General features: G+C 71.0%; 14 protein-coding genes. 2 read left to right on the top strand and 12 right to left on the bottom strand.

What is annotated here, in order from left to right:
- Positions 1 to 26: 26 nt before the first annotated feature.
- Complete coding sequence (locus FHU30_RS13780; RefSeq protein WP_253875657.1) at positions 27 to 2246, bottom strand: M9 family metallopeptidase; 2220 nt, start codon at positions 2244 to 2246, stop codon at positions 27 to 29.
- Positions 2247 to 2578: 332 nt separating this feature from the next.
- On the opposite strand from FHU30_RS13780, the gene FHU30_RS13775 reads away from it, so the two are divergent.
- A complete protein-coding gene (locus tag FHU30_RS13775) occupies positions 2579 to 3403 on the top strand; it encodes an SGNH/GDSL hydrolase family protein (RefSeq protein ID WP_301323124.1) in 825 nt (274 codons plus the stop codon).
- A gap of 194 nt (positions 3404 to 3597) precedes the next feature.
- Here FHU30_RS13775 and FHU30_RS13770 read toward each other — a convergent pair whose 3' ends face one another.
- The 9 genes from FHU30_RS13770 to FHU30_RS13735 form a co-directional block, all read right to left on the bottom strand.
- Positions 3598 to 3930 (bottom strand): hypothetical protein, encoded by a 333-nt coding sequence (locus FHU30_RS13770; protein ID WP_253875656.1) that lies wholly within the window; start codon positions 3928 to 3930, stop codon positions 3598 to 3600.
- Positions 3931 to 4048: 118 nt separating this feature from the next.
- A complete protein-coding gene (locus FHU30_RS46050) occupies positions 4049 to 4174 on the bottom strand; it encodes a hypothetical protein (RefSeq protein WP_301323123.1) in 126 nt (41 codons plus the stop codon).
- Positions 4168 to 5109 (bottom strand): sigma-70 family RNA polymerase sigma factor, encoded by a 942-nt coding sequence (locus tag FHU30_RS13765; RefSeq protein WP_253875655.1) that lies wholly within the window; start codon positions 5107 to 5109, stop codon positions 4168 to 4170. The genes FHU30_RS46050 and FHU30_RS13765 overlap by 7 nt, the downstream gene beginning before the upstream one ends.
- Positions 5110 to 5156: 47 nt before the next feature.
- A complete protein-coding gene (locus FHU30_RS13760) occupies positions 5157 to 6365 on the bottom strand; it encodes an NAD(P)/FAD-dependent oxidoreductase (RefSeq protein WP_253875654.1) in 1209 nt (402 codons plus the stop codon).
- Positions 6366 to 6525: 160 nt separating this feature from the next.
- Entirely contained in the window at positions 6526 to 7173 is a 648-nt protein-coding gene (locus FHU30_RS13755; RefSeq protein WP_253875653.1) for a hypothetical protein, read from the bottom strand.
- Positions 7170 to 7670 carry an RNA polymerase sigma factor gene (locus FHU30_RS13750; protein WP_253875651.1) on the bottom strand — a complete coding sequence of 167 codons (501 nt, stop codon included), beginning with the start codon at positions 7668 to 7670 and terminating at the stop codon, positions 7170 to 7172. The genes FHU30_RS13755 and FHU30_RS13750 overlap by 4 nt, the downstream gene beginning before the upstream one ends.
- Positions 7671 to 7760: 90 nt before the next feature.
- On the bottom strand, positions 7761 to 8669 hold the full coding sequence (locus tag FHU30_RS13745; protein WP_253875649.1) for a M48 family metalloprotease: 909 nt from the start codon (positions 8667 to 8669) through the stop codon (positions 7761 to 7763).
- Positions 8670 to 8678: 9 nt separating this feature from the next.
- Positions 8679 to 9089, bottom strand: a complete 411-nt coding sequence (locus tag FHU30_RS13740; RefSeq protein WP_253875648.1) for a BlaI/MecI/CopY family transcriptional regulator — start codon at positions 9087 to 9089, stop codon at positions 8679 to 8681.
- Positions 9090 to 9142: 53 nt separating this feature from the next.
- Positions 9143 to 9754, bottom strand: a complete 612-nt coding sequence (locus FHU30_RS13735; RefSeq protein ID WP_253875647.1) for a TetR/AcrR family transcriptional regulator — start codon at positions 9752 to 9754, stop codon at positions 9143 to 9145.
- Positions 9755 to 9833: 79 nt separating this feature from the next.
- On the opposite strand from FHU30_RS13735, the gene FHU30_RS13730 reads away from it, so the two are divergent.
- Positions 9834 to 10595: an SDR family oxidoreductase gene (locus tag FHU30_RS13730; protein ID WP_253875646.1), complete on the top strand. Its 762-nt coding sequence runs from the start codon at positions 9834 to 9836 to the stop codon at positions 10593 to 10595.
- Positions 10596 to 10660: 65 nt separating this feature from the next.
- Here FHU30_RS13730 and FHU30_RS13725 read toward each other — a convergent pair whose 3' ends face one another.
- Together FHU30_RS13725 and FHU30_RS13720 are read right to left on the bottom strand one after the other, a co-directional pair.
- Complete coding sequence (locus tag FHU30_RS13725) at positions 10661 to 12034, bottom strand: NAD(P)/FAD-dependent oxidoreductase (protein WP_253875645.1); 1374 nt, start codon at positions 12032 to 12034, stop codon at positions 10661 to 10663.
- 168 nt (positions 12035 to 12202) lie between these two features.
- Entirely contained in the window at positions 12203 to 12709 is a 507-nt protein-coding gene (locus FHU30_RS13720) for an RICIN domain-containing protein (protein ID WP_253875643.1), read from the bottom strand.
- Between the last annotated feature and the right edge of the window lie 110 nt (positions 12710 to 12819).

Raw genomic sequence — 12819 nt, 5'->3', positions numbered from 1 at the left:
TCAGTGTCTTCTAGAAGAGTGTCTTTCTAGAAGTGGGTGGAGAGGGTCGCGCCGGAGAAGCCGGTGGTGGCGTAGAGGCTGATGTAGTTGTAGGCGTTGGGCTTGACGTTGGTGACGGTGAGGGTTTCGGCGTTGCCGGTCTTGGTGGATTTCGCGGTGTAGGCGCCGGTGGTGGCCCAGGTGGACGGGTTGAAGTAGAGGTCGGCGTTTCCGCTGCCGCCGGACGAGGTGATGGTCATGGTGGTGACCCCGGCCGGGACGTAGACGTAGAAGTAGGCGTAGTTGCCCGTCGTCGCGGAGATGTTGGCGCGCTGGCAGTCCTTGCCCATGGCGCGGGTGTCGGTGCCGTCGCAGGTCGGGTAGCCGGGGGTGGTGCTGCCCGAGAGGGAGTCGAGCCAGGTGTTGAACTCGGTGTCGTAGTTCAGCGTCTTGACGAAGTTGTAGGCGTCGTCGTACTTGCCGGCGCGGTAGTAGCCGAGCAGCTTCGTGACGTCCGCCGGGTGCTTTTCGAACATGAACCGGACCGCCAGGTAGCCCCAGTGGTAGGTGCGGTTCACATTGGTGTTCGCGTAGGTGGTGTCGAAGAGCGTGCTCAGCGCGTAGGTGTGCTTGGGGGCTTCGTTGAGCGCGTCGGTGTAGGCGAGGTTGCGGTAGGAGTAGGAGACGTATTCCGCGACGCCCTCGACCCACCAGATGTCGGGCTTGGCGGTGGAGGCGTCGAAGTCGCCGTACTGGTCGTAGCGCCCGTCGAGGTAGTGCGTGTACTCGTGGTTGAGGTTCCAGATGCGGGCGGCGAAGCCGTTGTCATCGGGACGCTGGTAGGCGATGAAGCGCGGCTGGTTCGACTGGGACGACGGGTCGCCTTCGAGGTACATGCCGCCGTTGTTGGTGTCGATTCCGAAAATGACGCCGGCGTATGTCTGGTAGTCGGTCGGCGAGGCGAAGACGACCACTTCCATGTTGGAGTTGTAGTCGTTCGCGACCGGCTTGCCGCCGTCGTTCACCAGGTTGTGGAAGTAGGCGTTCTGGTTGAGCATGCTCGTGCAGGCCGCGTTCGCCTCGTCCGTGGTGACGGCCTGGGCGATGATGTGCAGGACGTTCGCGCTGCACGTGTAGTTCTTCGTGAGGACGGCCGCCTTGACCCGGTTCGAGAGGTCGCAGGTGCCGTAGTAGGAGCAGTTCGCCTCGTCGTAGCCGTTGGTGACGTCCGCGACGCGGACCCACAGCGGCGCGGTCGTGCCGGTGATGGAGCTGCCGTCGAGCAGGCTCTTGATGAGCGGGCGCACCTTGGCCTGCAACCCGGCGTACTGGACGAACCGGGCGGTCTCGCCGCCGGCGTTGGTGTCCAGGAACGCCGAGTCCGTCCCGAGCATGCTCGTGTGGTTGCGGGCGAAGCCGTAGACCGTGTCGACGATGCTCGGGTCGGCCTGCACGGCCTCGGGGTAGCCGGTGACCCACTGGCCCCGGAACAGCACGGTGAACACGTTGTTCGCCGCGTTCCGCATGTACCAGTTCGCGTCCCACGCGCTGGAGTAGCCGTTGAGCAGGCGCTTCACGACGTACAGGTAGCGGGCGTTCTCCGAGGCGCTGTCGATCAGGGTGACCGCCTCGCCGAGGATCTCGCCGTTGGCGTCGCTGACCGTGTTGGCCGCGGAGTTGGCGTAGAAGGCGTCCAGCGCGCCCTCAGTGGCCGTGGCCAGCGTCTTGGTGTACTGGCCGACGGTTCCGGGGTTGTAGTACTGCACGTAGTACCCGGCGCGCAGGAACAGCACGAGCTGCTCGGTGCTCGCCGAGTTCGTCCCGTTGTAGGACGCGGCGTTGGCCTTGAGCGCGTTGGCGATCGTGACCATCTGCGCCTCGCGGAAGGCGCCGTACTGGTCCTGGCCGGTGATCGAGAACAGCGAGTTGACGCAGTCGACCGACGCGCCCTTCACCGCGTTGACCAGCGCCGTTCCGGTGTTGCCGGTGAAGTCGGAGACCGCGCACGAGGCCCCGGCGGTCGCCTTGAGGAGCTTCTTCGGAGCGGTGCGGGTGGACGGCGTGAGCGGAGCGCGGAGCTTGGCGCTCTTCTTCGCGTTCACCCCGTCCGGCAGGACGAGCCGGGTCGGGCCGGAGATCTCCCGGTCCTTGTGGGCGGGCGGTTTGACGGGGGTGGCGTCGCGCGGGGAGGCGAGCGCGGGGGCGCCGCCTCCGGCCGCGAGCGCGACGGTGACCAGGAGTGCGGTCACCCATCGACGTGGGGACATGGCCAGCTTCTCCTCTGAACGGGGGGAGTGGAGAGTGGACGAGACCGGCCGGTCTGTGTGACGGCAGTAAAATGTCACATGCGACATGTCCTAACAAGACCCAATTCACGGTTCGTTCACCGGCATGCGCACCGGCACTCACGGTGGTCGCCCCCTTGCGGTAAGCGATCGCTTCCGGGGGTGTTCACCGACCCGTCGCTGGAACGTTCGAAACCCGTACCCGTCAATGGCGAAAGTCGCTAAAAAGCGCGCGCTTTTTGACGGGGACTGAAATTCGCGGGCGATGTATAAGAGAGGTGATCTCGCCCCCCTTTTTTGTTCCAGGAGTGCCCATGCGCGTCCCCCGCCTGCTCGCGTTCTCCGCCGGCGCCGCCGCCGTTCTCGCCGGAACCCTCCTCCCCGCCGGCACCGCGGCCGCCGCGGGCCAGAACTACGTGGCGCTCGGCGACTCCTACTCGGCCGGTGTCGGCGCCGGGTCCTACGACTCGTCCAGCGGGTCCTGCTCGCGCAGCACCAAGGCGTACCCGCAGCTCTGGGCCAACGCCAACGCCCCGGCCTCGTTCAAGTTCGTCGCCTGCTCGGGCGCCACGACGGGCAGCGTGACCAGCGGCCAGCTGAGCGCGCTGACCTCCACCACCAGCCTCGCCAGCATCACCGTCGGCGGCAACGACGCCGGGTTCTCCAGCGTCATGCAGACCTGCGTACTGAGCTCCGACTCGGCGTGCGTCACCGCGGTGAACAACGCCAAGGCCTACGCGCAGAACACGCTGCCCGGAAAGCTCGACGCGCTCTACTCGGCGATGCGGGGGAAGGCCCCGTCCGCGCACTTCGTGGTGCTCGGATACCCGCACCTCTATTACCTGAACTCCGGCTTCTGCATCGGCCTGAGCAACACCAAGCGGACCGCCCTGAACTCCGCCGCCGACGCCCTGGACAGCACGATCTCCAGCGCCTCGTCCCGCGCGGGCTTCACGTTCTCCGACGTCAGGCCCATCTTCAACACGCACGAGCTGTGCTCGGGCGACGACTGGCTGAACTCGGTCACCTACCCGATCGGCAACTCCTACCACCCGACCGCGCTCGGCCAGTCCTCCGGCTACCTGCCCGGCTTCAAGAACGGCGTGGCGTCCGCGCTGCGCGTCGCCGCCAAGAGCTGAACCCTGCTTGACAAGGCCGACCTGACGTCCACGCACTGACGTCCGGATCCCGGCCCCACCGTCAGCCCCCCGGGTCACCCGAGGGGCTGACGTCTTTCCGCCCGCTGTCGTCCTTATCCGCCGCGACGCATGAGGGCGCCGCGGCGCCTGACGGTGCCGCGGCGCGAGGCCGTGCTAGTCGTCCCTAGCCGTCCCTAGTCGTCGTGCAAGGGGTGGCAGATCTTGCCGAGGACGTCGACGAACCCCGGGTGGGCGTGCCTGGCGTGGGCCTCATGGCAGTGCCACTTCTCGTGCGGGTGCTTGATGATGATCAGGACGTGGTGGAACTCGCCGGGGGTGTCGGGCGTGCAGTGGTGCCCGTTGACCCACGGGGGGAGGACGCGCGGAACCGGGCCGGCGAACGCGCAGTGGAAGGTGGCCGTGTCGGGCTGGGGCGGCTCGGCGGCGCGGGCGGTGGGCGCCGCGATCACGCCGGCGGCGGCGAGCACCGCGGCCGCGGCCGGGGCGAGAAGGCTGAACGAACGCATCGGATGTCCTCTCCAATGGCGGCTACTGAGCGCTCTCTTTCTATCGCTCCAAGTGGTTGCCGGAGAGGGGAGTGAGGCCGCGCTGGCGGCCCCGGATATGGCCTCTGACCTGGGCGTATCAGCGCGGGGCGTCCGGCCCGCCGCCGCCTTCCCGGACGCCGCCGTGGTCGATCCCGACGAACGGAAACCAAGGCGGGCCCTGCTCGCGGACGCGTCCGCGCTGCCGGACGCGTCGGCTCACCATTCGGTGATGAGCGGGGTGTCCGGTTCGTGCTTGCGCCAGGCTCCGGTGAGCCGGACGAGGCGGGCGGGCGCGGCGATCCCTCGGACGGTCGCGATCCGGCCGTTGGCGATGTCGAACGTCACGGCACCGATGACCTGCTCGTCCAGGACGAACAGGACGGCCGGTCCGTCATTGACGCGCGCGTAGTAGCCCGTGGGCGTCCCACCGGCGAAGCGTCGTTTCGCGGGCGTCGGCTTGAAACCGGCCCGCGCGACGGCGGCGATGCGTTCCGCGCTGTCGTACCGCATCAGCGTTGCGGCCAGCCCGGCGCCGTCCGAGACCGCGGTCGCGTCGTCGGTGAGCAGCGCCACCAACCGCTCGGTCCGGCCGGACGCGGCGGCGAGCAGGAACTCCTCGACGATCCGCCGCGCGGACGCCGGATCGACCTCGCCGCCCGCGTGCCGGCGCGCGGCGGTGATCCGTCGCCGGGCCCGGTGGAGGTGCTGCTGGCTCGCGGACTCGGTGATGTCGAGGATCCCGGCGATCTCGGCATGGCCGTAGGAGAACGCCTCGCGCAGGACGTAGACCGCCCGCTCTAGCGGCGACAGGCGCTCCATCAGGGTCAGGACGGCCAGCGAGACCGATTCGCGCTGCTCGACCGTGCCGTCCGGGCCGAGCATCGGGTCGCCGTCGAGGAGCGGTTCGGGCAGCCAGGCGCCGACCGCCCGCTCGCGGCGGGCCCGCGCCGACCGGAGCCGGTCCAGGCACAGGTTCGTGACGACCTTCGTCAGCCACGCCTCCGGCGTCCGGATCCGCTCCCGGTCGGCGGCCTCCCATTGCAGGAACGCGTCCTGCACGGCGTCCTCGGCGTCGGCCGCCGACCCCAGCAGCCGGTACGCCAGCGAGGCCAGCCGGTGGCGGCCGGCCTCGAAGCGCGCCGTGGCGATGCTGTCCACACAGACTCCCTGGCCGAGCTGATAGCCCGAACTCCCTGGCCGGGCCGCTAGACGGCCGCCTTCTCAGCGTAGGCAACCGTCGTGATGGCGGGCGCGTCCGGGCCGGTCACCACGCGGCGCCTGCGCTTGGGGACGAAGAAGGTCGGGTGGAAGTTGGCCTGCAACGACCCCCACAGGATGCCCGCCTTGATCCGCGCGGCCTTCCGGCCGGCGATGTACGTCCGCTTGGCCTGTCCCTTGTCGTCTACCGGCTGCAGGATGCCGTCGCGGCGTCCGAGGCTGATGTGGTTGAAGGTGTAGACGAGCTTGGTCTTCGCGACCTCGCGTCCGGTCAGGCGCCCGACGATCGCGGCCGTCGCCTGGACGCCGGTGTAGCCCGCGGACGCGCAGGACATCGGCAGCTCTCGCCCGCTGTCGCCGATCGCCTGGACGCTGTCGCCCGCGGCGTAGACGTTCGGATGCGACACCGACCGCATCGTGCGATCGACGACTATCCGGCCGTCCTCGGTGACCTCCAGACCGCTGGCCGCGGCGAGCGGGCCGACCGCGAACCCGGCCGTCCACACGGTCGCGTCGGACGCCAGGACCGTGCCGTCCGCGCACACCACCTTTCCGTCCTCGACGGCCGCGACGGTGCTGCGCTCCACGACCGTGATGCCCATCCGGTCGCAGGCCCGGCGCAGGTGCGCGCGTGCCCCGGCGGACAGCCGGGCGCCCAGCTCGCCCCTGGCGACCAGCGTCACCGACAGCCCGGGCCGTCCCTCGGCGATCTCGGTCGCGGCCTCGATGCCGGTCAGCCCGTCCCCGACGATCACGACCCGCCCGCCGTCCAGCTCGTCCAGCCGCGTGCGCAGCCGGATCGCCGAGGGACGCGCGGCGACGTTGAAGGCGTGCTCGGCCACACCGGGGACGCCGTGCTCGGCCACGCGCGAGCCGAGCGCGTACAGCAGCGTGTCGTACCCGAGCTCGCCGCCGCCGTCGGCGTCCGCCACCGCGACGACCTGGCGCTCGGGATCGATGGCCGTGATGCGCGCGATGCGCAGCCGCACCCCCGTGCCCGCGAAGATGTCGGCGAGCTTCGGAGCGGCGATCTCCCGTCCGGCCGCGAAGTGGTGCAGCCGCAGCCGCTGGACGAAGTCCGGCTCGGCGTTGACCACGGTGATCTCGGCGTCCGCCGCGGACAGCCGGCGGGCCAGGTTCCCGGCCACGTAACACCCGGCGTATCCGGCGCCGAGGACGACGATGCGGTGCTTCATGCGCTGCTCCTGTCGGTTGCGCTTGCTCTCGCCGACTTGAGCGGGACAGCACCCCGATTGCTGACAGAACGCGCCTATGACATGGGTCACAGCGCAGTTCCCTGCGCGCGCCCCTCGTGACTCGCCGCGGCGGGTCACAAGGGGCGCGGGTAGGAGGCCGCTACGGGCGGGGCGTGGGCGGCTGCGTCGTGCAGATCAGCGGTCCGTGCGCGGGGACGAGCCGCTCCACCGACCCGGGACGCCCGTGCGTGACGCCGATCTGGGCGGACGTCAGGAAACCGATGAACAGCTGCTGGCCGTGCGGCACCGCGGACGGCCTGAACACCAGCGTCACCGAGCCGTCCCCGGACCTCCGGCCGGACAGGACCTTGTCCATCCCCGGACCCTCACCGGCCGGGGTCAGGCGGCCGTCGTCCTTCGGGCCCCGGCAGAACACGCCCTCGCGGATCTGCACGGGCAGCCCGGCCTTCCGCAGCGCCTGCTCCAGTCCGGCGTGGTCGGTGAAGTAGCGGTGCTTGTCGTAGGACACGGTGACCGTGCCGTCGGTGTTCCGCGCCACGGTGAACGCCGCCGTCTGGATGTGCAGGGCGGGCGGCGCGGTGGACGACGGGTTGCTCAGGGTGCTCATCCCGAGCGCGAGCCCGGCGACCGCGACGCCGGTGACCGCCCCCGCTCCCGCGACGCGGCGGTTCCGGCGGCGCGCGCGCCCGCCGGCCACGATCTGCTCGACCGGGGTGCTCATCGTGACCCCGTCCAGGGAGTCTTTCAGCGCGTCCAGGACGGCCGCGTCGGTCTTGTTGGTGCTCATGGTCGTGCCTCCGGGTTGTCGATGGTGACGAGTTGTCCGCGCAGCGCGGCGACGGCCCGCGACATGTGGGCGGTGACGGTGCCGGGCGCCATGCCCAGCGCCTTCGCGGTCGTCCGGGTGTCGAGATCGAGGAACACCCGGAGCGCGATCACCTCCCGCTGCCGGGGCGGCAGCGCGCGCAACGCGGTGAGCAGTGCCGGGTCCAGGCCCTCGCCCGAGGCGTCCCCGCCGGGGACGGCCCGGTCGGCGGTGCCGTCGAGGGCGACCTCCCGCCGTCGCCGCCGCCACCACGACACCCGGGTGTTGAGCGCGGTGCGCACCACCCATGCCGGTGGAGCCGGATGCCTGCGGACGCTGTGCCAGGACGCGAACGCACGCGTGAACGCTTCGGCGACCAGGTCCTCGGCAAGCTGCCGGTCGCCCACGCTGGCCAGGACGGCCCGCAGGCAGGCGTCCCGGCTGGCCTGGTAGAACTCCTGGAACTCCAGTTGCTTCACACCTACTCCACGCCCGAAGCCCCCGTTTCACTTACCCCGCGAACGAAACCGGCCGGAAGCCCGGCCGCCTCACCTCGCGGCAGGGGGAGATCAGTGGGGAAGGACGCGGTGGGCGAGGGTGATGAAGTCGGCCGTGGCGTCGGTGATGGAGGCCGCGACGACCAGGCAGACCGCCAGGCACAGCGCGATGGTCGTCGCGGCGAGCGTGCGGCCGGCGGCGGACGGCGGGGACTGCAGGGCCCGGACGCGTCCCAGCACGTCGAGCCGGGTGTAGGCGAGCGCGGTGCGCGCCGCCGAGGCCGTCGCGAGCGCGGCGCGGGCGAGGGAGCGGGCGGCGGCCGGACGGCTCCCGACCTCAAGCGCGGCCTCCTCGTCCGCCCAGCGTTCGAGCAGGAACGCCACCGTCCGGCGGGTCGGGATCAGCAGCGGGTCGACCGCCGCGGCCAGCGCGAGGACGGCCTGGAACAGCTCGTGGTGCAGCCGCAGGTGCGCGCGTTCGTGCGCGAGCAGGACGCGCCGCTCCTCGGCGTCCAGCGCGACGAGCATCGTGGTGGTGACGACGATCCGTCCTGGGCGGCCCGGCACCGCGAACGCCTCGGCGCGAGGTGAGGTGACGACCACCAGTTCGCCGTCGTGGGGATGGTCGGCGCACAGCCGCGCCGTCCGGGCGCGCACCGCCCGGTGGCGGCGGACCACCGCGACCGCCCGCGCGCACGCCAGCCCGAGAAGCGTGGCGGCGGTCAGGGAGACCAGCTCGGGGATCGGCTCGGCCAGCCGCATGTCCTCGCGGACCGCGCGATCGGTGACCGGCCCGGCGGCCTCACCCAGCAGCGTCGCGGTCATCAGCACCAGGCCCCACAGCGCTGCGGCGGCGCAGGCGGCGGCCGCGAGCGCCAGCGACCAGGCGGCCCGGGCGGGCGCCATCCACCGCGCGACGAACGGTCCGGCCCAGGCCAGTAGCAGCGAGCAGAGCCAGGGGAGGTAGACCGAGATCGACATCGCGGCCGCTCAGGGGCGTTCGTCCAGCATGGCCCGGAGCGCCTGCTCCTCCTCGGCGTCCAGGCCGCTGACGAAACGCTGGAGCACCTCAAGGCGGCTGGGGCCCTGCGCCATGAGGTCGCGCATCAGCCCGGCCGTGCGGTCCACGGCCGTCCCGGCCGGACGGTAGGCGCCGCGCCGCCCCTGCGCGTCGCGGACGACCAGGCCCTTGTCCCACAGGCGTTTCAGGATGGTGTGGACGGTGTTGTACGCGAGGTCGCCGCCGATCGCGGCCTGGATCTCCGCGGGCGTCAGCGGCTGCTCGGTCGCCCACAGCGCCGCCATGATCTCGCTCTCCAGCGCGCCCGACGCCCGCCGCCGGTCCCGTCCCGTCCTCTTGTCCGTGGTCTTGCGCGTCCTGCCCGTGGTCTTGCGCGTCACGCCGCCAACGCTACGCCAGGTAGGGCGCCGCAGACAGGGCAGCCGACCCGGGCTTAGACCGTGGCCTCGGCTGGCCAGGCGTCCATGGCGGTCGCGGCGATCGCTTCGAGGTCGGCCCGGGACGCGCCGTCGCGGGCCTGCTGGGACATGCCCTGCATGACGGCGGAGCTGAACCGGGCCAGCCGCGCGGCATCGACCGTGGCGGGGAGGCGCGCGGCGTCGATGTCGGCCTGGATCTTGTCCCGGACGTCCTGGACGGTCTGGTTGCGGTAGCCGCGCAGCCGTTCGGCGATCGCGGCGGTCTTGTCGCTCACGTTGGTCGCGGCGCTGGTCACCAGGCAGCCGGGCGGGTGGCCGGTCGCGGTGTACTCCGCCGCCGCGTCGCGAAGCATCCGCGCTACGGCGCGGCGGGCCGTGGGCTCCTCGGCGAGCGCGCGCCGGGAGAAGTCGCCGTAGGTGCGTCCGTAGGTCTGCACGACCTCGTCGAACAGGGCCTCCTTGTCGCCGAACGCCGCGTACAGGCTGGGCGCGCCGATCCCGGTGGCCTTGGTCAGCCGGGGGAACGACGTCGTCTCGTACCCGTGCTCCCAGAACTCGCGCAGGATCACCTGGAGCACCGCGTCCCTGTCGAACTCGCGGGGGCGCCCCCGCCGCCGGTCGGCCATGGCCCCATTCTATGACGCCCTTTACAGATTCTGCTACGGTCCTCTTCTGTGACGACCTTTAGAGAATTGGAGGGCGGCCATGACCGCACCCGCAGGCCGGTTGCTCGGCAGGACGGCCCTGGTCACCGGCGCCACCCGCGGCATCGGCAAGGCGATCGCGCTGCGCCTCGGCCGGGACGGCGCCGACGTCGTCGTCAACTACCGGGCGTCCAGCGAGGGCGCCGCGGGCCAGGCCGCGGACATCGCCGACGAGATCACCCGGACGGGCGGGCGGGCCGTCCCGGCACCGGGCGACGTCGGCCGCTCCGCCGACGTGGCGGGCCTGTTCGACGCGGCCGAGAGCGCCTTCGGCGGCCTGGACATCCTGGTCAACAACGCCGCGATGTTCGCCGCCGCGCCGATCGAGTACCTGCCCGAGGACGTGTTCGACGCCCTCGTCACCACCAACCTCAAGAGCGTCTACCTCACGGGGCAGCAGGCGGCGGCCCGGCTGCGCGACGGCGGGCGCGTCATCAACGTCTCCGCGGGCATCCCCAGCGGCGGCGTCGCGTTCATGGGCGTCTACGGCGCGACCAAGGCCGGCGTCGAGCTGCTCACCCGGTCGCTCGCGCACCAGCTCGGCGGGCGGCGGATCACCGTCAACGCGATCGCGCCCGGCCCGACCGACACCGCGATGCTCGCCGACGAGGCGCGCGCCATGGCCGACCAGATCATCGGCTCCACCCCGCTCGGCCGCCTCGGCCTCCCCACCGACCTCGCCGACGTGGCCGCCCTGCTCGCCTCCGAGGACGCGCGCTGGATCACCGGCCAGGTCATCGCCGCCAACGGCGGCTTCGAGTGACCCGGCGAACCCCCCGACTCCGCCCCGGGTCGGCGCCTCGGCGGCCGCCGTTCTGCTGGCCCGCTTTAGGTGCGCGTAGAGGGAGGGGCGGGCGCGGTCGATGGCGCGGCGGTCGGCGTCCGCCAGCGGGCCATGACCCTCGCTACGGCGGACGGCTTGAACAGCGCGGTGGGTGGGGCGGTCATGCCGAAGACCTGGAAGATCGTCCGGCAGGTCGCGTCGTCGACGTTGCCGGCCGCGACGACATGGCTCATGTACTGGTGCAACGCCTTGACCATCGCGCCGGGCGGTTTCCCCTCGGTCCAGGGGAACCGCAGATCTTCGCCGGTGGCCAGCCCCCAGGCGTTGGCCGACTGCGCGGCCGCGGCCCGTTGCAGGCGTTGCGAACTGCTGTGAATCCGCGCCGGGTCCATGCCGTCGATCGCGTCGGCGATGGCCTTCGCCGACATCGCCGCGACCGTCATCCCCTGCCCGTAGACGGGATTGAAACGGCACAGCGCGTCGCCCAGGACCACGAAACCGGACGGCCAGCGTTTCAGCGATTCGTAATGGCGCCATTCGTTGGCAGTGTTGCGGTACCCCTGCGCGTCCGACAGCGGCTCGGCACCTTTGAGCGCCTCGTACAGGACGGGACTGCGCAGGCTGCGCGCATAGTCGAGGAACTGGTCGTCCTTCGTGGGCGGGATGTGCTCGCCGCACCCGAGCAGCGTCGCCATCCAGCGTCCGCCTTCGACCGGGACCAGCACTCCGCCGCGCGGCATGCTCGGGCTGGTCTGGATGTAAATGGCCTTCCAGTCCCGCCGCGCCGAATCGGGCAGCTTGTAATAGCGGCTCGAATACCCGAACCCGGCGTCGTAGCGCTCCACGGTCGGCGCCGGGTATCCGAGTTCGGCCAGCCATTTCGCCGCTTCGGACCGGCGTCCGCTCGCGTCCACGACCAGTCCCGCTGAGAGCGGCTCGCCGGAACCCGCGCTGCGCAACCGCACCCCGTGCACACCGCCCGACCTGGCCACCAGCCCGGTGACATGGCTTTCCGGCAGGAACTCGATGCGCTCGTCCGCGCCCGCCATCCGCCGCAGCACCCAGTCGAGCAGGACCCGGCTGCACGTCAGGTCGGCCGCGCCCGACACCCGCGGGAACCAGCCGACCGGGCTCAGCCACAGGAAGTCCCGCGGGACGATCAGCCGGCACGCGCCGTGGTCGGTCAGCTCCTGCGTCAGCCCCGGAAGCAGGTGCTCGGCGCAGTCCACGCCGTGCTTCCAGAACGCGTGGATCTGCGGCGACTGCGGAACCCCCGGACGGAACGCGGGCCCCTGGTCCGGCAGCGCGTCCCGCTCGACGACCGTGACCCGCCGGAACCGCCGCGCCAGCGCCCGGGCCGTGAGCACCCCCGCGACCCCTGCCCCGATCACGACCGCATGATCGTCCACATCTCCCATGCCCAGGCACCCCTCCCACCGCGGCGGCTTCCCCCACCACGATGAATCGCCCCCACCCCCGAATCAACGCAACCCAGGTGACCCTCCTGTCACCTCCGTCCGGCATGGGTGCGGCGCGGGTGCGTCCCTCCCCCGTGGGGGCGCACCCGCGCCGGGTTCATGGCGGACCTACCAGGTGCCGATCCAGCTCTGGAAGACCGTCGCGTTGCACGGATAGCTGCGGACGCCGAATTCTGGGCTTTCGTCCACGCAGCGGCCGGTGGCCTGGTTCTTGAGTTGGGTGGTGCCGTCATTCCAGCGGTGCAGCCACCAACTCTGGTATTGGGTGGCGTTGCATGTGAAAACGCGGAGGCCGTAAGCGTTGCTGTCGTCCAGGCACTGGCCGCTGCCCAGCGACTTGAGCTCGTATGTGCCGTCCCGCCAGCGGTGGACGTTGTAGCGGATATCGGCGTTGATGAAACACCAGGCGGTCAGTACTGGGTTCGCGGCGCTTCCTGCCCCGATGCAGACTTCGGAGTCCTGCCGTTGCCACTTGGTCGTTGTGTCGGCATAGGCGGACGGCGTTCCTGAAACGCCTACCGCGATCACTGCCGTCGCCAGTGCGGCGCCCGTTCCCATGACCCGGCGCATAGACCGCCGGACGCCATTCTTTGCGCTGGGTCCTTTGAGCTTCATACTCCTCCTTGGAAATGCGGTATGCAGGTGCGTGTCGGGCTGGTCATTCGACTGCGGAACCAGTATTCATGCTCGGCCGGAGCGGGTCAGTAAAAGATTGTTCGGGCTTC

The sequence above is a fragment of the Actinomadura rupiterrae genome, assembly GCF_024172125.1.
GTDB classification, from domain to species: Bacteria; Actinomycetota; Actinomycetes; order Streptosporangiales; family Streptosporangiaceae; genus Spirillospora; species Spirillospora rupiterrae.
The sequence above is the reverse complement of the archived record's forward strand: the minus strand, read 5'-3'. Positions and strand labels throughout refer to the sequence as shown.